Genomic DNA, 21,893 nt, shown 5'->3' on the forward strand with positions numbered 1-21,893 from the left:
TTATTTTAGCGAGAATAATAGATAAACAGCCTAAGCTGTATATTAACAGGCGGGATAAACTTATACCCCGCCTAAATAGCGGGGTATAGTATGCAGTAGCCAATTGGTTATAACAAGTTAGACTAGCCTATTGGCTAAGCCAAAATGTTATATTTCTCTGGCAATTTGCAGCGCTTCATAAATAGCACGTTTAGCATCAATTGCAGTGGCAAGCTTAGCGCCCCCAATAACATGCACTTTGGCGTTGTCGCTTTGCTTTGCCAATACTTCATTATTAGAAACCTGACCAATACAGGCAATCACAGTATCTACAGCTAATACTTGCTTATCTCCTGCAACTGTAATGGTTAAACCATTTTTATCAAAACTATGATACTGACAATCAGCAATTTGTTTAACGCTATGTTGCTTAGCTACTTGGCGATGGATCCAGCCTGTTGTTTTACCCAAATCACTACCAAAGCGCCCTGCACTGCGTTTTAGCATGTACAGTTGGCGATCATCTTTATGGGGTTTAGGTTCGCACTCAATACCCCACTGGCTTTTAAAGTCACTAATACTTTGCGACTTTTGCTCGCTTAAAAAAGCCACCATATCAAACCCGATTCCACCGGCGCCTAATATAGCAATTGACTTACCTAACTCTACTTCACCACGAATAACTTCATCGTAGGCAAATACGCGTTTACCATCACTGCATTCAATACTTGCCTCACGCGGCCTTACCCCTGTAGCAAATACAATGTCATCATAGTGTGCAAGCATGCTGTCGTTGTATGCTTTACCTAACTCAACCGTTACGTTTAAACGTTCAAGCTCATTAGTGTAATACGCTAAGGTATGATTAAAGTCTTCTTTCCCAGGTATTTGCATGGCTAAATTGAATTGCCCACCCATTTGCATTTTTTGATCAATCAGCGTTACCGTATGGCCTTTTTCTGCCAAATAACAACATGATGATAAACCCGCAGGCCCTGCACCAACTACTAATACCTTTTTAGCTTTAGTCGTTTTTTCTAGTGGGTAGTCGAGTTCAAAAGCTGCTTGTGGGTTAACTAAACAAGTAGCACGCTTGCCTTTAAATACGTGATCCAGACACCCTTGGTTACACCCTATACAAATATTAATATGCTTTGATAACTGATTATTATATTTATTAAAAAACTCCGGATCAGCCAGTAATGGCCGCGCCATCGAAATTAAGTCGGCATCGCCTGCGTTTAGTATTTCGTTAGCTATTTCTGGGGTGTTAATACGGTTTACCGCGATAACGGGTACTTTAATTACATCTTTTAAGCGTTTTGATGCTTCTTTAAACGCCCCAGGCGGAACCATACTTGCAATTGTAGGAATGCGCGCTTCGTGCCACCCTATTCCTGTATTAAAAATATCAACACCCGCTTTTTCAAGTTCAAGCGCTTGAATAGTTACTTCTTCAGGGGTAGAACCATTAGGAATTAAATCCATTACCGACAGTCTAAAAATAATTAAAAACTGCTCCGATACCTTAGCCCTAACCGCTTTAACTATTTCAACGGCTAAACGCATTCTATTTTCTAAACTGCCACCAAACTCATCATTTCGTTTATTCGTATGCGGTGCCATAAACTCATTAATTAAATACCCTTCAGAGCCCATTACTTCTACGCCATCGTAGCCTGCTTTTTCAGCCATGTAGGCTGAATGTGCAAAGTCTTTAATAGTTTTTTTAATTGAGCTTAACGACATTGCCTTTGGCTTATAAGGACTTATAGGTGCTTTAATTGCGCTCGGAGCTTGATTAAAAGGGTGATACGCATAACGCCCGGCATGAAGTAGTTGCAAACATATTTTACCACCATGCTTGTGTACTGCATTGGTGTAAGCACGATGTTTAAAAACATCGTAATAGCTATTAAAGGATGACGAAATAGGCGTTAATTTACCGCGCAAATTTGGGCTATAGCCCCCGGTAATTAACATGGCAGTACCACCTTTAGCACGTGCTTCGTAAAAAGCACGTAGGCGTTTGCGGTTATGCCAACCTTCTTCAAGACCGGTGTGCATTGAGCCCATTACTAAGCGGTTACGTAATTGTGTGTGTTTTAATTGTAATTGTTGTTCTAACATCCTGTGCCCCATTAACTGGTCTAACCTGTATGCATTGATCAATTCTGCTTTAATACCGACCAATAAGCAATATCTGAGCTTAGTATTTTAATAAACTGTTGCACATTAGGCTAACAATACCCATTTTTCGGCTATTACAAGCCTACTTTTTTAATTTCAAAAAGTGCAACTGAAGTTTATATTGATAAAAATGTGAATAGCAACAGTGGCATAATTAGCTTTATAAATACTTCGTTACGATTTAGCAGTTAAATTTATTTATATTCTGAGCTAAGATGCTTGTAATGTATTAGTTGTACCAAATTAAGGATCTATTTTGATTGCAAAAGTATTTAAAGGTATTTGGACTGGGATAAATTTTTCTCGTCGTTTAATACTCAACATTTTATTTTTATTACTGGTTATTGTTTTTATTGTGTCTCTTTCAAGTGACGGCGATAAAATAATTGTAGAAAATGGCTCAGTACTTAGACTAAACCTTAACGGCCCTATTGTTGAAGAAAAAACCTATATAGATCCTATTGAAGCAGCAATTAGTGATGCTACTTCAAACGCTGAATCACCGGGTGAAATTTTACTCGATGATATAGTTGAGGTTATTAACGAAGCCGCAAAAGACGACCGTATCAGCGTAATACTGTTAGATTTACAAGAAATGCCAAAAGCGCATTTAAATAAATTAAAACAAATTACCAAGGCACTTGAAGCATTTAAACAAACGGGTAAAAAGGTTATTGCCTCTGGTTATTACTACACTCAAGCTCAATACTACATTGCAGCACATGCAGATGAAGTCGCTATGCACCCTTATGGCAGTGTAGCAATTGAAGGCTTTGGTATGTACCCACTGTACTTTAAAGAAGCACTTGAAAAGTTAAAAGTAACGCAGCATATATTCCGTGTTGGTACGTTTAAATCGGCAGTTGAGCCGTTTATTCGCAATGACATGTCGGATGCAGCTAAAGAAGCTAATCGCGTATGGTTAACTGCACTTTGGAATGAATACAAACAAGATGTTGCTGCAGTACGTCCTTTTGATGAATCAAATTTTGACGAAACCATGGATGTATTTTTAGCAAAAATGACAGCTGCAAATGGCGACGCGGGTCAATATGCGCTAGATAATCAATGGGTAGACACATTAAAAACCAATCAACAAGTTCGCCAACAGTTAATTGATTTAGTTGGCGCTGATGAAAAAGGTAAAACTTTTAAACAAGTTTCATTTCGTCAATATTTAAGCCTAGTTAAGCCCCCTGTTGTATTTGATAACCCAATGACAGAAAAAGTCGCGGTAGTTGTTGCTAGAGGTACAATTGTAGATGGTGAGCGCAAAGCCGGCGAAATTGGCGGCGACTCTACAGCTGCACTACTGCGTAATGCACGTTTAGATGACAAAGTTAAAGCCGTAGTACTGCGCATTGATTCGGGTGGCGGCAGTATGTTTGCCTCTGAAGTTATTCGCGCTGAGGTGTTAGCACTTAAAGCAGCAGGTAAACCTGTTATTGCTTCAATGAGCTCTGTTGCGGCTTCTGGAGGTTATTGGATTGCTTCAGCAGCGAATGAAATTTGGGCTGCGCCAAGCACAATTACCGGCTCTATTGGCGTATTTGGCACCTTTATGACCTTTGAAAACACCTTATCTAACCTTGGTGTTTACTCGGATGGCGTGGCAACAACCGACATGGCTGGGTTTTCTATTACTCGCCCGCTTGATGACAAAATGGCGCAAGTAATTCAAATGAGTGTTGAGGAGGCCTACGGACGCTTTTTAGATGTGGTTGCAGATGCACGTAACATGACACCTGAGCAAGTTGATAATATTGCCCAAGGCCGTGTATGGATCGCAGCAAAAGCACAAGAGCTAGGCTTAATCGATAAACTAGGTGATAAGCAAGACGCAATTAAAGCGGCAGCAGCACTTGCTAAACTAAATCATTACGATGTTAAAACGATTAAACAAAGCTTGAGCCCGCAACAAAAAATGATTCAAGATATTTTAGGTAATGCGTCGGTTAAATCTATGCTTGGCAGTAACAACGCAACAACCTCGGTGCTTGCAACGCAAGCTAACTTACAAAGTGTGGTTAAGCGTTTAAGTAGTGAAATAGATAACCTTAAAGATTATAACGATCCACAAGGTGTTTATGCGCGCTGTTTAGCTTGCTCTGTCGCACAATAAAAGTGCATCTGCCTTTATAAGCAGTTGTATTTAAAGTTATACTAAGCCCAGTTATTTTACTGGGCTTTTTTTATGAAACGTAAACGCATTTACATCGCTTACACTGGCGGTACAATTGGGATGAAAAAATCGAGTCGCGGCTATATTCCTGCAGAAGGGTTCTTAACTCAGACTGTGGTCAATAATGCAGAATTTAACCGTGAAGAAATGCCACTTTTTGATATTCACGAGTATTGCCCTTTAATTGATTCCTCTGATATGACGCCTGCTCACTGGCAGTTAATAGCAGATGATATAAAAAACAAATATCAAGACTATGATGGCTTTGTTGTCCTCCACGGCACCGACACTATGGCGTATACCGCCGCCGCCTTATCTTTTATGTTTGAAAACTTAACTAAGCCTGTAATCGTTACCGGCTCACAAATTCCCTTGTCGCAATTGCGCTCAGACGGGCAAGTGAATTTACTCAATGCTATGTACTTAGCAGCAAACTACCCTATTGCTGAAGTAAGCTTATTTTTTAATAATCAGTTGTTTCGTGGTAATCGAGCCACTAAAGCCCATGCCGATGGATTTGATGCATTTGCCTCACCAAACCTTGAGCCTTTAGCGCTTTCTGGTATTAATATTCAACTTATAAAAGGCCAATTAAGCCCCTATGTTGAAAACGATTTACAAGTAACCCCCATTACAACGCAGCCTATTGGTGTGCTGCATTTATATCCGGGTATTAGTACCGAGGTTGTGAAAAGCTTAGTAAACGGTAGCATTAAAGCATTGGTATTATTAAGTTTTGGCGTGGGCAACGCACCACAAGATCCTGAATTTTTAACTATTTTAGAGCAAGCCAGCAAGCGCGGCGTTATTATTATAAATTTAACCCAATGCATAAAAGGTCATGTAAATATGGGCGGCTATGCAACGGGTAACGCGCTCCTTAATATAGGTGTGATCAGTGGTTACGATATGACATTAGAGGCTTGCTTAACTAAGCTGCATTACTTATTAAGCCAAAACCTTGAAGTAGAGACAATTCGCCATTTAATGCAAGACAATTTACGCGGTGAGTTAACCCGTTAATTTAGCGGACTTAAAATTAAAAAAGCACGCTAAATTTAGCGTGCTTTTTTTGTCGTTTTAATAATTAACCTGCACTCTGGTTGATTAACGTACTTTCGCGTCAATCTCAACTAGGTCTGTTAAATGACACACTTCACCTGTATGGGTTTTAACCCCATGCTCACCAAAGTAATCACGCTGGGCTTGTACTAAATGCCCATTACTTGGAGTGGTTAATGTAGCAAAGTAAGTTTGCGATGAGCTAAGCACCGGAAACGCTAAGCCTGTCATCATTGCTTGGCCTGTTATTTTACGCAGTGCAAATACTTCTTTATCAAGGGTGTCAATAAATTCAACGCCTTGTGCAACACTATCTAAATAATCAGCACGAATAATACAACCCGCACGCCATGTTTGCAGTGTTTTAGACAAATCTACTTTCCACTGATGCGTACGCGACGCGCCTTTAATTAAAGCCAAACCTTGGCGATAAGCAAGTAAACTCGCTAAGGTAAATGCATCTTTAAGCTCAACTAAGTCAATTTCAACTTTAGTAGTTGCTCTATCGGCGTAAGTCATCTCTTGTGCAGCAGTTGTGTCATAAACATTCGTTAAATGACGTGCTTGCACTGCAGCTACTAAAGACGGTACTGCAATACCAAGCTCTAATGCATTTTGCGCAGTCCATAAACCTGTACCTTTAGCGCCCACTTTATTATCAATTAAGTCCACAAGTGGTACATTATTTTGATTTTCAAGTGACAATATGTGGCTAGAAATAGACAATAAGTAGCTGTTTAAATGCTCTTGCGACCATTCGTCAAAAATTTCTGCTACTTCTTTAGGTGAACGCCCAGTGCCATGACGCAGCAATTGATACACTTCAGCAATAAGTTGCATTAGCGCATATTCAATGCCGTTATGAACCATTTTTACAAAGTGACCACTGGCTGATTGGCCCACACGAGCGAAACATGATTCACCCTTATAACTTGCAGCAACCTTTGTAAACCATGGCTCGACACGCTCCCAACCACCTTCAGATCCGCTTGCCATCATAGCAGGACCATGACGAGCACCTTCTGCGCCGCCTGAAATCCCCATAGTGGCAAACTCAAATTTATTTTGGTATTTAAGCTTGCGGTTAATACCGTCTTTATAATTACTGTTACCACAGTCAACTATAATATCGCTGCACTGTACGCCTGCTTCTATTAGCTCACTGCATACAGCATCAACCAACTCGCCCGCAGGAACAAGCAACAAAATAGAACGCGGTGCTTCTAAACGTCTAACCATGTCTCCTAAATCAGAAACAATGTGCAGCTTATCAGCTAAACCTTCTGACTTAGCGCAGCTCAATAACTCTTCACCCGCATGGGGGTTTTTGTCATAAGCGACCAGCGTTATGCCCTTTTCAATTAAGTTTAGGGCAAGGTTTTTCCCCATAACGCCTAACCCTACTAATGCAACTTGCATTTAGTGCCCTCCTCGGTAACAACTAATTGGTTAGTTAATTTAAATAAATACTTTGGCACGTGTATTATATCATGAGCAAAAAAATATACTTTTATCACAATGTAATTATATCAAACAACAGCGGACTCAGGGGGAGAAATAGTCGCTAGATTAAAAATTTATAGATCATTGACGCCCCCTGACACCGGTGTCATAATGATCGCACATTCATTTTGTATATAATAGTGGCAATACAATAAAAATTGCCCATAACTAAAACTTTACCTGCTAATGGTAACTGCTTTATAAAACAAAATAACCGTCAATCTGCTTAAAATTAAGCATACAGGAGAATTAAATGCTAAGACGCACAAAAATAGTCGCGACACTAGGGCCTGCTACTGATAGAGATAACAACTTAGAAAAAATTATTTGCGCAGGTGCAAATGTCGTACGTTTAAACTTCTCGCACGGTGTGGCACAAGATCATAAAGACCGCGCCCAAGCGGTACGCGAAATTGCTAAACGCTTAGGTAAACATATTGCTATTCTTGCTGACTTACAAGGCCCTAAAATTCGTGTTTCTACCTTTAAAGAAGGTAAAGTAACCCTTGCTGTTGGTGCCAAATTTACCCTTGATGCAAAAATGGAGTTAGGCGAAGGCGATATTAACGCTGTTGGTATAGATTACAAAGAACTACCTAACGATGTAAGCGCTAATGATTTACTGCTGTTAAACGATGGCCTTATTCAGCTACGCGTTAACGAAGTTGTTGGCCACTTAGTACATTGTACTGTAACTGTTGGCGGTGTTTTATCTAACAATAAAGGGATTAACCGTTTAGGCGGCGGCTTAACTGCGCCGGCATTTACAGAAAAAGACAAAGAAGACCTACTTACAGCTGCAGAAATTGACGTTGACTATATAGCCGTTTCATTCCCACGCAGTGGCGATGATATGCGCTACGTACGCTCACTGGCTGAAGCCGCAGGTTCAAAAGCGCAGTTATTGGCAAAAATTGAACGTGCAGAAGCCGTTGAAACACAAGAAGCCGTTGATGATATTATTCTTGCGTCTGATGCGGTCATGGTTGCCCGCGGTGATTTAGGTGTTGAAATTGGTGATGCCGCGCTAATGGGCAAGCAAAAACTCATTATTCGCCGTGCGCGCTCATTAAACCGTACCGTTATTACTGCGACGCAAATGATGGAGTCGATGATCGACAATCCAATGCCAACACGTGCTGAAGTAATGGATGTTGCCAACGCAGTGCTTGATGGTACTGATGCCGTAATGCTTTCGGCTGAAACAGCCGCGGGGGATTATCCTGAAGAAACCGTTGCAACTATGGCGCGAGTTTGTTTAGGTGCTGAGTCGCAAAAAGAAACGCATGTTTCTAAACATCGTTTAGACAGTCGTTTTTCAAGTAATGCAGAATCTATCGCCCTTTCGGCTATGTATGCAGCAAACCACTTAGATTCAGTAAAAGCAATTGTTACCTTAACTGAATCAGGTAGTACGGCTAAATTAATGTCGCGTATTAGCTCAGGTTTACCTATTTACTCGTTATCTCGCCATGCCAGTACACTAGGACAAACTGCGCTATACCGTGGTGTTTATCCAGTATTTTTTGATTCTACTAAAACTGAAAAAGACGGCATGGTTAAAGCGGCACTTGCAACACTTGTTGAACAAGGTGCTTTAGAGTCTGGCGATACAGTTATTATTACGCACGGTGACTCTATGGAAACTGTGGGCGCAACTAACACCATGAAAATTGTTACTGTAAGCTAATATTTAATACAGTAACTTAAATACAAAAAGCGAGCTTAGCTCGCTTTTTTTGTATCTACTCTACAATCACTAACTGAAATATTAACTCGCTAATGCTGCTTTTACTTTATCGCGGTAGCTACGGCTTACTTTAAGCTCTTGACCGTTTTCAAGTACTAATAAATATTCACCACTTACTTGAGTGACCAATTTACTGATTTGTTTAGTATTTACAATTGCACTGCGATGCACGCGTACAAACAACTGCGGATCAAGCTCTTGTTCAAGCTCTTTCATGGTTTTACGTAATATATGCGTTTGCCCATCTTGGCAATGTAGGCACATATAATCACCCGCAGCATCAACCCATTGAATAGTAACAACTGGCACACGAATTATTTCGCCCTGCTCTTTTACGGCAAGCGACTCTGGGTAACGTCTATCAGTTAATGTGTCGCCTGTGGCTAATTTTTTAAGTATTTCTTCGCAATTATTACCTGTGATCCCAGCGACAAAGCTTGCTAGTTTTTTCTTATGGGCGTTGTCTTGCTGCGTTTTTAAATAAGTATGCACTTTTTCTACCGCCTGCTTAAGTCTGTTGTCATCAACGGGTTTTAAAATGTAATCTAAAGCATGTATTTCAAATGCTTTAACTGCAAACTGATCAAAAGCAGTAACAAAAACAATAGCTGGTAATACTCGTGTACTTTCGCTTAACGCGCGTGCAACTTCAAAACCGTTCATACCAGGCATTTGAATATCTAAAAAAATGAGATCTATTTTTTGATTTTTACATATTTCAATCGCATCGGCACCGGAACTACATTGTTTGATCACTTCAATGTCAGCAAACTCTTCAAGCCTTACAGCTAAGCCTCTACGTGCTAATGGCTCATCATCAACTATAAGTGTTTTTATTTTTATCATTACTTTACTGCCTTCTCAAACGGTACTCGCAGATTAACTTTTAACCCACTTGGCGTATTATGCGATAATACAAACGAATAATTATTTTCGTAGAGCGTTTTTAATCTATCCTTGGTATTTGCAACGCCTACACCTTGAGCATTTACCAACTGACCATTAATTAGTTCTGTTCCTGGTCCATTATCACCTACTTCAAGTAATAATTCATTAGCAAACACTTGCGCCTTAATATCTATTACACCGCCCTCTACTAAGTGTGCAATTGCATACTTAATCGCATTTTCTATAATAGGTTGTAAAATCAAGCTCGGCACTAATGCCTGCTTTGCTTGCTCACTAATTTCTATATTTACTTTTAAGCGTTCATCAAACCGCACTCGCTCTATTTCTAAATAAAGCATTAAGGCATGTAACTCTTGCTCTAGCGGCACTTTTTTAATTGGATCTGTATTAAGTGTATAACGTAAAAAGTCGCTTAATTTTGACACCATTAAATTAGCATCTTTGTTCTCTTTTACCAAAATTAATGTAGAAATAGCATTGAGGGTATTAAATAAAAAGTGCGGATTTAACTGATACCTAAGCATTTTTAATTGAGCTTCGTGCGCCATGGTAGTGGCTTTTAGTGCTTTTTGACGCTCACTTTGTAATAGCTGGTAATACTTAACGCCAAAGTATAAACCACTCCAACATAAAATTATGTATACCGAATCTAAGCCTTGCTGTAGGTAGTAAAACCATTCTTCTGGCCGATAGCCATGGCGGTATATTTCCCATAAATTAAATTTTTGTACCACAGCCCATAAAGTGCCCGTAATATAGGACGCACTAAATACAACCAGCATTAATACCCAAGGTGAGGCATGCCAAATTTTTCGGTAAATATAGCGCAGCGGCACTGTCATTAAACAGCCTGCGTAGGCATTTAATAAAATAACAAATACGTAAATATCGCGCATCTCAAATACTTTAGAGCCGATATAATTTACCAAGGCGTAACCAATCCAGCCTGCTACTTGCAAGAGCCAAAAAAAACGCTGTCTGTTATCAATCAAAGATTGCCAATTCAAAATAAATTATTACCCTGTGTATTTGTCACTATTATATCGAGTTATGTAAACGCTTAGCACTACCAACCATCTTGCTTTTTAAGAGCCTTGCCGCAAACAGGTATTGATCGTATCTATTGTTACGCATAAAAAAGCGAAAGGAATAAACCTTTCGCTTTTAACGTATTTATTTACTAAATTATTGCTTAATTTAATTTAAATTAAGCAAGCTTATCTGATACCACTTTATAGGTTGGATCTTCAATTACATTAACTTGAACTAAATCGCGTGCTTTATGCAGCAGTTGCGTACAGTCTTTACTTAAGTGTCGTAGGTGTAATTTTTTGCCTGCTTTTTTATATTTATCAGCTAAGCTGTCAATTGCCTCAATGGCACTGTGATCGGCCACACGACTATATTTAAATTCAATAATAATATCGTTAGGGTCGTTCTTTACATCAAATAATTCAACAAAGTTTTTAACCGAACCAAAAAACAGCGGTCCATGTAATTCATATACTTTAGCACCTTGTTCATCAATATAGTTGGTTGTGTATATATGCTTTGCATGCTGCCAAGCAAATACCAATGCCGATACAATCACACCCACACACACTGCAATGGCTAAGTCGGTAATAACGGTAACACCCGACACTAATACAATTACAAATGCATCAGACAGTGGTACACGCTTCATCATTTTAAAGCTTGCCCATTCAAAAGTACCCAACACCACCATAAACATTACACCAACCAAAGCAGCCAGTGGGATCATTTCAATTAAACCTGAGGCAAAAATAATAAACGCAAGTAATATTAGCGCAGCACTAATGCCCGATAAACGCGAACGCCCACCTGAGTTAATATTGATCATTGACTGACCTATCATGGCACAACCGCCCATAGCACCAAACATGCCACAGGTAATATTTGCAGCGCCTTGGCCTATACATTCTTTGTTACTATGCCCACGCGTTTCTGTTATTTCGTCAATTAGGCTCAGCGTTAATAAAGACTCAATTAAACCAATTGCCGCTAAAATAAGTGCATAAGGAAAAATAATAATAAAAGTATCTAGGGTAAATGGCACCATAGGAATATGAAATTCAGGTAAACCGCCAGCAATCGTTACCGCTTCATCGCCGGTCATCCCTTTTAGGAAATCAAGTACAGTGTGCGCTTCTAAATCAAAGCCAATAACCAAGGCTGTAACTGTTACAATAGCAACTAACGACGATGGGATTGCTGTAGTTAATTTAGGTAAAAAATGAATAATAGCCATGGTTAGTGCCACTAACCCCAACATAATATACAGAGGATTCCCTGTCATCCATTGCTGACCGCCCATGCCATCGGGAACTTTAAACTGCCCCAACTGAGCTAAGAATATAACGATGGCTAAGCCGTTCACAAAGCCAAGCATTACCGGATGCGGCACCATACGAATAAACTTTCCGAGCTTAAAAACTCCAGCCAGTATTTGCAGTATGCCCATTAGCAGCACAGTGGCAAATAAATATTCAACCCCATGATCAAATACTAAACTTACCATAACAACAGCTAAGGCTCCGGTTGCGCCAGAAATCATGCCAGGGCGACCACCGAAAATAGCCGTAATTAAACCAACGATAAACGCGGCATAGAGTCCAACTAAAGGTTCTACATTTGCAACAAAGGCAAACGCAACAGCTTCTGGGACCAAGGCTAATGCCACGGTTAATCCAGATAGGATATCGTTTTTAGCAGAGCTTGGCGCTTTGCTGAGTAAGTTAAACATTGAGTTCCTCAAGTGTTTTCATAGACGGGTAACAAAAAAAGCGCTGAATTCTATCAAATTAGCGCCCAGTTAACAATTGTCAGTAGGGCATTAACGCTAAGTAATAAGTACTTAGCGTTAATAGATATTTGGTTACAGAGGTAGAGCGGTACTGCGTTTAACGCAAGTCATGGTCACATTAGAATGTACTTCTTGAACGTACTCTAAGCTAAGCAAGTTATCACGTACAAAGTGCTCATAGCCCTCAATACCTTGTGAAATAATACGCAGCATAAAGTCCATGGTGCCTGCCATAGTGTAACATTCCGTTACTTGATCGTAACTCAATATTAGTTTTTCAAATTCAGCAAGATTCTTTTTACCATGGTTCGATAAACGCACGTGAGCATAAACCAGCATATCAAAGCCCAGCTTTTTCTCATCTAAAAGTGCAACTTTACTTTTTATGTAACCATCTTGCTCTAGCTTAGCAATACGGCGCCAACAAGGAGATTGCGACAAACCTACTTTATCTGCTATTTCAGCGGTTGATAAACTAGCATCTTGCTGCAAAAGTGCCAAAATTTGGCGATCTACGTGATTTAGAGACATTTTATTTCTTATTTATCAGATAAACTGGCTAAATTATACATGTGTTTTAAAAAACAGTCTGCTTGTTTTTGGCAAAAAATTTATTTACTCAGCATTAACCAAACTGCCCACTTATAAAAGGATTGTTTTGTTTTTCGTAGCCTACGTTCGTATCGCTGCCATGCCCTGCAAGTATGCGGGTATTATCGGGGAGCGTCATTATTTGCGTTTTAATTGAGGTAATTAACTGCTGAGCATCTCCTTTTGGGAAATCCGTGCGCCCTACTGAGCCTTTAAATATTACATCACCCACAATAACACACTGCTGTTGTGGCTGATAAAACACCACATGACCAGGAGTATGCCCAGGGCAATGCCTTACGATAAAGCTCAACTCCCCAACGCGTATTATATCGTCGTGTGCTAGCCACTCATCTGGATAAAAAGCAGTAACCGCTGCAAAACCAAACATTTGTGCTTGCATTGGTAAATTTTCAAACCAAAAGTGCTCATCTTTATGTGGGCCAATTATTTTTACGCTATAGGTATTACGCAAGGCATCAGCCGCACCAACATGATCTAAATGGCCATGCGTTAACCAAATTGCTGTTAACGTTAAATCGTGCTGTTTTAATGCCGCCACAATTTTGTTGTAATCGCCACCTGGGTCTACTACCACAGCTTGTTTGCTTTGCGAGCATGCAATAATGCGACAGTTTTGTGCAAAAGCAGTAACGGGTATTGTAATTATATGCATCTTAAATTTCTTTATCTTTTTGCTCAGCAAGTACAATGTCTTCTTCAAAAGACATTAATATTGGATATTTTAAATAAGCTTGATCGTAAAATGGGCTCTGCTCATATAACCAATTTAAGCGCGCATCGGCATCTTTGGCAAATACCTTATCGTCATTAATCTTTTTATCGAACGCGAGCGCTAATTTAGGATTATTTTTGAGCATTTGGCGGGCATAAGGAATTAATGCATAGTTTTCCATGTACTCAGTACGCTGAAAAATAGTATTAAATTCGCCCCACGCAAAAAATGAGTCAGGCGCTTCGGGGTGTAATAAATGCACCGCCAACTCGCCTGCTTTTTGCTGCGTGTTCACTTGATACCAGCCATTTAAATCAACATTAATTGCAGCAACATAATCAAAGTTTGCCGAGACTCTAAATCGCCCTTCAAAGGGGGCTTTATCAAAAGTGTAATCTTTTACTTTCGCTACTTTTAATGGTTGAGTATTTACCCCCTCAAGCTGAGTAAACTCCACACCATGCAATTTAAGTTTTGCTACAAGGTCGCTATACACTGGCGGAATAAAGAATGCTTTAGGTACTTCAACTGTATGCAGTACCTCTTTTTGCCAATAAATAGGAAGATTAGTGTAGTCTTGCTTATTACCTAAATATTTAACTTCTACTTGTCCAGAAAGTGCATTTTGTTCTCGCGCGTAACTTATGCCTTTAAATTCTATTTCGTTTGCTTGCTCAGCATAGCCGCGCTTAACACTAAGTTGCTTAGGAATAAATGCTTGCTCTTTTTTTACCGCAGCTAATAATTCATTACTATGCTCAGCAAGCGCACTTATTGCGCCATCTAAAAACACATACGTCCCCAAAACTCGTTGTTTATAGGGTTTTAATGAATGGTTTTCAACGAGAATGGTCGGTAATGACTTTAAGTCTCCCCAGCCGTTAGAGTATCTTGGCGTAGCCACCCAACCCGCTAGGCCACTTTTAAACTCGCGCTTGTCCATAACAAATACCAGTGGTCCTGGTATATGTCCTTGCGATACCAGCTTTTCATCTATTAAAGGTTTAAAAAGTTGATTGAGTGTATCTGATACCGCCGGCGACTCGCTAGCAAACACCGGATTGTAGCCATAGGTTACATCGTATTGATAATCTGCACCGTCGGTTACATGTACATCAATATACAAATTAGGGTTGTAGTCGTTAATTACTTTTAAAACACTTTTAATTTCTGGTGTATCGAGTTTAGTAAAATCACGATTTAAATTTAGATTATTGCCATTGGTTCTAAAGCCCATTTTTACCGGACCGCGCTGATTAATACGGTTAAATGCACTACTGCGCTCGTGGCCATCTACGTTTAAAATAGGAATAAATAAAATATTAACGTTTTTTAATATATCGCGGCGCTTACCTGTTGCTATATCTCTGAGCAACATAAACATGGCATCTTTACCGTCAATTTCTCCGCCATGAATACCGGCTTGAACAAAAATGGTTGGTTTAGTATCGTTTGCTATTTGACTGGCTTGAAAATACCCTTGCTCGCTGGCAATCAACATTTTTATAGCCCGTTGGCTATTGCTGTAACCAATTGTTTGAGCTTTAAATTGCGTTGGGTTCGCAGCAACCAGTCTGTCTACAAAAGCCATCGTCTCGGCATAACTTGGTGATGCTTCACCAGAGGAAAGTTCAAAGTCAGTGGTCAGTGGACCTGCTTTTTGCATTAGGGATATGCTTTGCCCTTGCCATGGCAACAAAGGAGGTAAATGGCTGTCATACGCCACACTAGCTGATAAAACCAATAAACTTGCAAACATAAAATTCTCTAACAAACGCCTTAATTAAATAAATTATATCAATTAAACATTTTTATATGATGAAAGTGCGGTGATTCAACAAAAAAAAGCAGCCAATAACATTTAGCACTTTGTTTGTGTTTAGCGAATTATTAAGGGGAACAATAAATTTACTAAAATTCAATATACTATGCAGTTTATACTAATGATAAAAGCAAACTGCGGAATAATTACTATACGCCGAACACAAAAAAAGGAGCCATAGGCTCCTTTTTAATACTTATATAAAAAAGCTTAAGCGGCCGCTAGGCCTTCTTTTGCTTTTTCAACAAGCGCTGCGAATGCAACTTGGTCATAAACAGCGATATCTGCAAGGATCTTACGATCGATTTCTACAGATGTCTTTTTAAGACCACTGATAAAACGGCTGTAAGACAGACCATTTTGACGTGAAGCAGCATTGATACGTGCAATCCATAATTGACGGAAAGTACGTTTCTTCGCACGACGGTCACGGTAAGCGTATTGACCCGCTTTAGTAACAGCCTGGAAAGCTACACGGTAAACACGTGAACGTGCTCCGTAATAACCTTTTGCTTGTTTTAAAACTTTTTTGTGACGTGCACGTGCGACAACGCCGCGTTTAACTCTTGCCATTTCTAAAAACCCCTATTAAGCGAACGGTAACATACGTGAAACTAGACCATGGTCATTTTTATGAACCATCATCTTAGGACGTAGGTGTAACTTACGCTTAGAAGTTTTCTTAGTCAGAATATGACGAAGATGCGCTTGTTTACGCTTGAAACCGCCAGAAGCAGTCTTTTTGAAACGCTTAGCTGCGCCTCTGTGACTTTTTAGCTTATAAGCCATTGCAATAACTCCAAATTGTATTGCATTTAAATTAGTAAGCAGGCGTGAGATATATTGCTATAGCTCCACTTTCAGGCCTAACTTACTGCCATGTTCCGGTGAAAACCCAGCATAAATGCTGCAATCTTACTTTAAAACCGGTTAACTCAGGTGAATATTTACATATTACTTGCAGACCTGAGCTATTTTCGGTGCGTATTATCGCTTAAAAATTATTTTTTAGCAACAGGCGCCATCATCATAACCATTTGGCGACCTTCAACGCGATTAGGGAAAGACTCAACAACTGCAAGCTCCTCCAAATCGCCTTTGATACGGTTTAATAATTCTATACCAATTTCTTGGTGAGCCATTTCACGACCACGGAAGCGAATCGTAATTTTAGCTTTATCGCCAGCTTCTAAGAACTTACGTAAGTTGCGCAGCTTAACCTGATAATCACCTTCATCCGTACCAGGACGGAATTTGATTTCTTTTATCTGGATTTGCTTTTGCTTCTTCTTCTGCTCTTTTAGTTCTTTGCTTTTTTCAAAGATGAACTTACCGTAGTCCATGATTCTACAAACAGGCGGCTCAGCGTTCGGGCTAATCTCTACAAGATCAACACCCGCTGCATCAGCCATAGTTTGCGCGTCTTTTAATGACTGAATTCCAGCTTGCTCGCCGTCAATGTCAATTAAGCGAACTTCTTGAGCTGTAATTTCTTCGTTAATACGATTTTTTTGGGCTGTTTGTTGCCCTTTCTTGCCGCCTCTAATAGTACGTTCCTCCAAGAATATCAATAATAGTAAGCGTGTAATTGGCTGTTTGTAAATGCCTTACACGCTCGATTTTTTATTGTCGACTTTTTATCTCTTCGCTAATTTTAGCTACAAAGTCATCAACATTAAATTTGCCAAGGTCTTCACCTGTGCGGGTACGTACTGCTACTTCTTGTTGTTCAACTTCTTTATCGCCAACAACAAGTAAGTAAGGAATACGCTTAAGTGTATGCTCTCGGATTTTAAAGCCAATCTTCTCATTTCTCAAGTCAGCAGTGGCTCTAATTCCAAGTTTATTTAATTTTTGTACAACTTCTTTAACATAATCGGCTTGTTTATCGGTAATATTCATAATTACCACTTGCTTTGGCGCAAGCCACGTAGGGAATAAACCAGCGTATTCTTCAGTTAAAATACCAATAAAGCGTTCAATAGAACCTAAAATAGCACGATGTATCATAACTGGGGTGCGGCGTTCGTTATTTTCAGCAACATAAGTTGCGCCTAAACGACCCGGTAATGCAAAGTCTAGTTGCACTGTACCACATTGCCACGCTCTGTCTAAACAATCGTACAAAGTAAATTCAATTTTAGGGCCGTAAAATGCGCCTTCACCTGGTAGGTAATCAAATTCAATCTCGTTTAGTTTAAGTGCTTCGGCTAATGCCAGCTCTGCTTTATCCCACATATGGTCTTCACCAATACGTTGCTCTGGACGTGTTGAGAGCTTAACCACGATTTTTTCAAAACCGAATGTTTCATATGTATCATAAACCATCTTAATACACGCTGAAACTTCGTCCATTATCTGCTCTTCGGTACAGAAAATGTGCGCATCATCTTGGGTAAAGCCACGTACGCGCATTAAGCCATGTAATGCACCCGATGGCTCGTTACGATGACAACAACCAAACTCAGCCATACGTAGTGGTAAATCGCGGTACGATTTTAAACCTTGATTAAATATTTGTACGTGACCTGGGCAGTTCATTGGTTTAATCGCGTATTCACGCTTTTCAGACACTGTGGTAAACATAGCATCTGCATATTTTTCCCAGTGACCTGATTTTTCCCATAACGAACGATCCATCATCATTGGACCTTTTACTTCTTCGTAATCATATTCACGTAGCTTTTCACGCACAAAATCTTCAAGCTCACGGTAAATGCTCCAACCATCGTTGTGCCAAAATACCATGCCTGGCGCTTCTTCTTGCCAATGCCATAAATCAAGTGCTTTACCAATACGGCGGTGATCACGCTTTTCAGCTTCTTCAAGGCGTTTTAAATACGCTTTAAGTTGCTTTTTATCGCCCCACGCAGTGCCGTAAATGCGTTGTAGCATTTTGTTTTCTGAATCACCACGCCAATATGCACCCGCTACTTTCATTATTTTGAAGTTTTGGCAAAATTTCATGTTAGGTACGTGAGGGCCACGACACATGTCTACATATTCTTCGTGATGATATAACCCTGGACGGTCATCTTTAGCGATGTTTTCATCCAAAATTTCTATTTTGTATGTTTCACCACGCGCTGCAAATACATCGCGTGCTTCTTGCCAGCTTACGGTTTTTTTAACTACATCGTAGTTTGTTTTAGCAAGTTGCAACATACGCTTTTCAATCGCGTCAAGATCATCTTGAGATAACGACTGTTCCATATCAATATCGTAATAAAAGCCGTTATCAATAGTAGGACCAATTGCCATTTTTGCATCTGGGAAAAGCTGTTTAACCGCATGCCCAATTAAGTGTGCACACGAGTGACGAATAATTTCTAAGCCGTCGTCGTCTTTTGCGGTGATGATTTCAAGGCGCGAATCTTCACTTATTAGGTCACATGCATCAACACGCTCGCCATTAACACGGCCAGCAATGGTCGCTTTAGCGAGTCCTGGGCCAATATCGTTGGCAACATCTAGCGTACTTACTGGGTTTTCAAAACTACGTTGACTTCCGTCAGGGAGAGTAATAACTGGCATTATAAATCCTTGCTACAGTGGTGACACCTACAATGTATCACGTGTATTTTTTAAATTAATTAAATGAGAATGACTCGACAACGCTCTTACGAATAAGCATTGACTATTTTTCGCCAAATTTGGCTAATGTAGATGCTGAGTCTGCTCAACTACAAAAAAGATATTGTCGCGTGCAACGCTACTAATTACAAGTTTAAAGCGGCTAAAACACCTGCTATTTTGTTATAAAGGCTAAATTAATAATGTTTCGGCGCAGATTTTATTGCATCAATATAATAAATCTAATCGCCGTTAAATTTACAACTGACTTAAGTGCTTACTCTCGCAATTTAATGGATGTTGCGTATAATACTGGGTAATTAAGTTATATTAGAGAATAGTAATGAGAACATGTGGTGTAGATATTACCGGTAGTGATGTACTACTTTGTATTTTAAGTAAAGATAATGACGTATTTGATATTCGCGACGTGCGCCAAACACGCTTTACCTTAGGTAACGGTAACGACACAGAAGTAATGCGTAAGTTTCAGTTTGATTTTGCCAAGCTAATGCAAGATTACCAAATTGATTCTGTTGCAATACGTCAACGTGCTCCAAAAGGTAAATTTGCTGGTAGTGCTAATGGTTTTAAAATGGAAACCGCGATTCAGCTAATCGAAAACCTTGATGTAAAATTATTTACAACAACCGAAATTAAAGAGCAAGTTAAGCGCAACCCTATCCCCATTGATTTTGAGGATACCGGTCTTAAAAAGTATCAAGAAAATGCTTTTGTAAACGCTTACGTTTATATTATGAAAAAAACTTACCGCAGCGACGAAATGTAACCTCATTTAGTCGTTGCTAAAAGCGCGTACTTACAGTGTAAGGCGCGTTTTTTTTTGCTTTATTTTTACTTATTTCATTTTCAGCAACAAACCTAAGACATTAGTCTACCCCTCTTCCCTTTGTCGACAATATATGTTTATTTATCATTCAGCTATTCATATCTATTGATACGGAGAATGACATGAATGTAACAACAAAAGCGGTTAAAGAAATAGAAAAAATAAACCCTATGCCGCTATTGCAGAGTTATTTTAAAGGAATACAAAGCACCCCATTAACCAAGCAAACCATAGGTGACTACTTCGACAGCATTGTCGACAATGCCCCCGACGCATTAGCCGTGGTTGTGCACCATCAAAATATACGCTTGAGCTATAAAGAGTTTCAACATCAAGTAAACCAATTAGCAATGGGCTTACTAGCACTGGGTATTAAGCCTGGAGAAAGAGTAGGTATTTGGTCGCCAAATAACATTCAATGGTGTTTAACTCAGTTCGCCACCGCTAAAATTGGCGCAATTATGGTATGTGTAAACCCAGCTTATCGCCCCAGCGAATTGCAGTACGCTTTAAACAGCGTTGAGTGCACTACCTTAATTACCGCTTCAGAATTTAAAGGCAGTAACTATCTGCAAATGCTACAAAGTTTAGCGCCAGAGCTAGCAGAGTGCGAAAAAGGGCAGCTTAATGCCGCTGCTCTTCCCACGCTTAAAAACGTCATTAGAATTGGTGATGAAGCAAGCCCTGGTATGTTTTCATTCGCTGAAGTAACCGCACTTGCAACTCAAGAGCATAAACAGCAGTTAGATTCAGTAGCCGCTACCCTTAATTGCAATCAAGATATCAATATTCAATTTACGTCTGGCACCACTGGCAACCCCAAAGGGGCAACGCTTACTCACAAAAACATTTTAAATAATGCATTATTTGTTGGTGAAGCCATGCACATTACCAATAAAGATAAAATATGCATACCTGTGCCACTTTATCATTGCTTTGGTATGGTACTTGGCAGTTTAGTGTCTATGAGCAAAGGCGCTACAGCCGTTTATCCTGGGGATGCATTTGATCCGAAAACAACTCTCGAAGTAGTACAAAATGAGGGCTGTACAGCACTGCATGGTGTACCGACCATGTTTATTAGTGAGCTTGAATTAAGTAACTTTAATGATTACGACTTAAGTACATTACGCACTGGTGTAATGGCCGGCTCTACCTGCCCCGAGCAAGTAATGCGCAAAGTACAAACTTTAATGAATATGCACGAAGTAGTTATTGCATATGGCCAAACTGAATGCAGCCCTATTAATAATATTACTGAAACCGACTCATCTATTGAGCGCCAAGTAACGACAGTAGGCCGTGCATTAGCGCATACCGAAGTTAAAATAATTGATGAGCTAGGTAACATTCAACCCGTGGGGCTATCGGGTGAGGTATGCAGTCGGGGTGCAGGAATTATGCGTTGCTACTGGAACGATGAAGAAAAAACCAAAGCGACCATAGATCAAGATGGTTGGCTGCATTCTGGCGACTTAGGGGTAATGGATAGCGAAGGCTTTGTTAGTATTGTTGGCCGCATTAAAGACATGATAATTCGCGGCGGTGAAAATATTTATCCCCGCGAAATAGAAGAAGTGCTTTATACCTACCCAGGTGTTCAAGATGCCGCTATATTTGGTATTAGCGACGAAAAATACGGTGAAGAAGTATGCGCCTGGATCCAACCCAAAGAAGATGCACAACTAGACGAAGCACAAATACGGTTGTTTTTAAAAGACAAACTAGCTTATTTTAAAGTGCCGCGCCATATTCGTTTTGTTGAAAATTACCCTATGACGGTAACCGGTAAACTGCAAAAGTTTAAAATGCGAGAACAAATGCAAGAAGAGTTAGCAGAAAAAGCGTTTTCATAATTATCAGTTTTAAAAAAGCACAGCCTGTTTTGGGCTGTGCTTTTATTATACCAAACGTGCACTAAC

General features: G+C 39.8%; 17 protein-coding genes. 5 read left to right on the forward strand and 12 right to left on the reverse strand.

Features of this window, described 5'->3' with window-relative positions:
• Positions 1-147: 147 nt before the first annotated feature.
• The gene (locus AAEZ22_RS05650) at positions 148-2,109 is read right to left on the reverse strand and encodes an oxidoreductase (protein ID WP_350544028.1); all 1,962 of its coding nucleotides are present in this window, start codon (positions 2,107-2,109) and stop codon (positions 148-150) included.
• A 316-nt stretch (positions 2,110-2,425) separates the two neighbouring features.
• Between AAEZ22_RS05650 and sppA the strand changes: the two genes are divergently transcribed.
• Positions 2,426-4,291 carry a signal peptide peptidase SppA gene (sppA, locus tag AAEZ22_RS05655; protein WP_011328089.1) on the forward strand — a complete coding sequence of 622 codons (1,866 nt, stop codon included), beginning with the start codon at positions 2,426-2,428 and terminating at the stop codon, positions 4,289-4,291.
• 72 nt (positions 4,292-4,363) lie between these two features.
• Entirely contained in the window at positions 4,364-5,374 is a 1,011-nt protein-coding gene (ansA, locus tag AAEZ22_RS05660) for an asparaginase (protein WP_011328088.1), read from the forward strand.
• A gap of 84 nt (positions 5,375-5,458) precedes the next feature.
• Here ansA and gnd read toward each other — a convergent pair whose 3' ends face one another.
• On the reverse strand, positions 5,459-6,832 hold the full coding sequence (gnd, locus tag AAEZ22_RS05665; RefSeq protein WP_011328087.1) for an NADP-dependent phosphogluconate dehydrogenase: 1,374 nt from the start codon (positions 6,830-6,832) through the stop codon (positions 5,459-5,461).
• 337 nt (positions 6,833-7,169) lie between these two features.
• Here gnd and pyk point away from each other — a divergent pair, with 337 nt between their 5' ends.
• A complete protein-coding gene (pyk, locus tag AAEZ22_RS05670) occupies positions 7,170-8,606 on the forward strand; it encodes a pyruvate kinase (RefSeq protein WP_011328086.1) in 1,437 nt (478 codons plus the stop codon).
• An 81-nt stretch (positions 8,607-8,687) separates the two neighbouring features.
• Here the strand turns inward: pyk and AAEZ22_RS05675 are convergent, their stop codons facing one another.
• From AAEZ22_RS05675 to thrS, 10 genes are all read right to left on the reverse strand, one after another.
• Positions 8,688-9,512, reverse strand: a complete 825-nt coding sequence (locus AAEZ22_RS05675) for a LytR/AlgR family response regulator transcription factor (RefSeq protein WP_089368227.1) — start codon at positions 9,510-9,512, stop codon at positions 8,688-8,690.
• The gene (locus AAEZ22_RS05680; RefSeq protein WP_011328084.1) at positions 9,512-10,582 is read right to left on the reverse strand and encodes a sensor histidine kinase; all 1,071 of its coding nucleotides are present in this window, start codon (positions 10,580-10,582) and stop codon (positions 9,512-9,514) included. Before AAEZ22_RS05680 ends, AAEZ22_RS05675 begins: the two co-directional genes overlap by 1 nt.
• 200 nt (positions 10,583-10,782) lie before the next feature.
• Positions 10,783-12,339 (reverse strand): SulP family inorganic anion transporter, encoded by a 1,557-nt coding sequence (locus AAEZ22_RS05685; protein WP_011328083.1) that lies wholly within the window; start codon positions 12,337-12,339, stop codon positions 10,783-10,785.
• Positions 12,340-12,471: 132 nt separating this feature from the next.
• Complete coding sequence (locus AAEZ22_RS05690) at positions 12,472-12,930, reverse strand: Lrp/AsnC family transcriptional regulator (RefSeq protein ID WP_011328082.1); 459 nt, start codon at positions 12,928-12,930, stop codon at positions 12,472-12,474.
• 94 nt (positions 12,931-13,024) lie between these two features.
• Positions 13,025-13,666, reverse strand: coding sequence for an MBL fold metallo-hydrolase (locus AAEZ22_RS05695; protein ID WP_011328081.1), 642 nt, complete (start codon positions 13,664-13,666; stop codon positions 13,025-13,027).
• Position 13,667: 1 nt separating this feature from the next.
• A complete protein-coding gene (locus AAEZ22_RS05700) occupies positions 13,668-15,485 on the reverse strand; it encodes a M14 family metallopeptidase (protein WP_011328080.1) in 1,818 nt (605 codons plus the stop codon).
• Between the two features lie 273 nt (positions 15,486-15,758).
• Positions 15,759-16,121: a 50S ribosomal protein L20 gene (gene rplT / locus AAEZ22_RS05705; RefSeq protein ID WP_011328079.1), complete on the reverse strand. Its 363-nt coding sequence runs from the start codon at positions 16,119-16,121 to the stop codon at positions 15,759-15,761.
• A gap of 15 nt (positions 16,122-16,136) precedes the next feature.
• Complete coding sequence (gene rpmI, locus AAEZ22_RS05710) at positions 16,137-16,337, reverse strand: 50S ribosomal protein L35 (protein WP_004587840.1); 201 nt, start codon at positions 16,335-16,337, stop codon at positions 16,137-16,139.
• A 212-nt stretch (positions 16,338-16,549) separates the two neighbouring features.
• Entirely contained in the window at positions 16,550-17,110 is a 561-nt protein-coding gene (gene infC / locus AAEZ22_RS05715) for a translation initiation factor IF-3 (protein ID WP_080516827.1), read from the reverse strand.
• Positions 17,111-17,171: 61 nt separating this feature from the next.
• The gene (thrS, locus tag AAEZ22_RS05720) at positions 17,172-19,082 is read right to left on the reverse strand and encodes a threonine--tRNA ligase (RefSeq protein ID WP_011328077.1); all 1,911 of its coding nucleotides are present in this window, start codon (positions 19,080-19,082) and stop codon (positions 17,172-17,174) included.
• A gap of 382 nt (positions 19,083-19,464) precedes the next feature.
• On the opposite strand from thrS, the gene AAEZ22_RS05725 reads away from it, so the two are divergent.
• Positions 19,465-19,911 carry a DUF3010 family protein gene (locus AAEZ22_RS05725; protein WP_011328076.1) on the forward strand — a complete coding sequence of 149 codons (447 nt, stop codon included), beginning with the start codon at positions 19,465-19,467 and terminating at the stop codon, positions 19,909-19,911.
• A 182-nt stretch (positions 19,912-20,093) separates the two neighbouring features.
• Entirely contained in the window at positions 20,094-21,827 is a 1,734-nt protein-coding gene (locus AAEZ22_RS05730) for an AMP-binding protein (protein WP_309217097.1), read from the forward strand.
• The last annotated feature ends 66 nt before the right edge of the window (positions 21,828-21,893 follow it).

This window comes from Pseudoalteromonas sp. 20-MNA-CIBAN-0454 (assembly GCF_040308685.1).
Taxonomy (GTDB): Bacteria; Pseudomonadota; Gammaproteobacteria; order Enterobacterales; family Alteromonadaceae; genus Pseudoalteromonas; species Pseudoalteromonas nigrifaciens.

What these genes read in the sequence shown, in the direction of transcription:
- AAEZ22_RS05650 (WP_350544028.1), bottom strand. Translation starts at nt 2,109, where the DNA reads ATGTTAGAACAACAATTACAATTAAAACACACACAATTACGTAACCGC.
- AAEZ22_RS05695 (WP_011328081.1), bottom strand. Translation starts at nt 13,666, where the DNA reads ATGCATATAATTACAATACCCGTTACTGCTTTTGCACAAAACTGTCGC.
- rpmI (WP_004587840.1), bottom strand. Translation starts at nt 16,337, where the DNA reads ATGGCTTATAAGCTAAAAAGTCACAGAGGCGCAGCTAAGCGTTTCAAA.
- AAEZ22_RS05690 (WP_011328082.1), bottom strand. Translation starts at nt 12,930, where the DNA reads ATGTCTCTAAATCACGTAGATCGCCAAATTTTGGCACTTTTGCAGCAA.
- AAEZ22_RS05700 (WP_011328080.1), bottom strand. Translation starts at nt 15,485, where the DNA reads ATGTTTGCAAGTTTATTGGTTTTATCAGCTAGTGTGGCGTATGACAGC.
- gnd (WP_011328087.1), bottom strand. Translation starts at nt 6,832, where the DNA reads ATGCAAGTTGCATTAGTAGGGTTAGGCGTTATGGGGAAAAACCTTGCC.
- pyk (WP_011328086.1), top strand. Translation starts at nt 7,170, where the DNA reads ATGCTAAGACGCACAAAAATAGTCGCGACACTAGGGCCTGCTACTGAT.
- AAEZ22_RS05685 (WP_011328083.1), bottom strand. Translation starts at nt 12,339, where the DNA reads ATGTTTAACTTACTCAGCAAAGCGCCAAGCTCTGCTAAAAACGATATC.
- rplT (WP_011328079.1), bottom strand. Translation starts at nt 16,121, where the DNA reads ATGGCAAGAGTTAAACGCGGCGTTGTCGCACGTGCACGTCACAAAAAA.
- AAEZ22_RS05730 (WP_309217097.1), top strand. Translation starts at nt 20,094, where the DNA reads ATGAATGTAACAACAAAAGCGGTTAAAGAAATAGAAAAAATAAACCCT.
- AAEZ22_RS05675 (WP_089368227.1), bottom strand. Translation starts at nt 9,512, where the DNA reads ATGATAAAAATAAAAACACTTATAGTTGATGATGAGCCATTAGCACGT.
- ansA (WP_011328088.1), top strand. Translation starts at nt 4,364, where the DNA reads ATGAAACGTAAACGCATTTACATCGCTTACACTGGCGGTACAATTGGG.
- thrS (WP_011328077.1), bottom strand. Translation starts at nt 19,082, where the DNA reads ATGCCAGTTATTACTCTCCCTGACGGAAGTCAACGTAGTTTTGAAAAC.
- AAEZ22_RS05725 (WP_011328076.1), top strand. Translation starts at nt 19,465, where the DNA reads ATGAGAACATGTGGTGTAGATATTACCGGTAGTGATGTACTACTTTGT.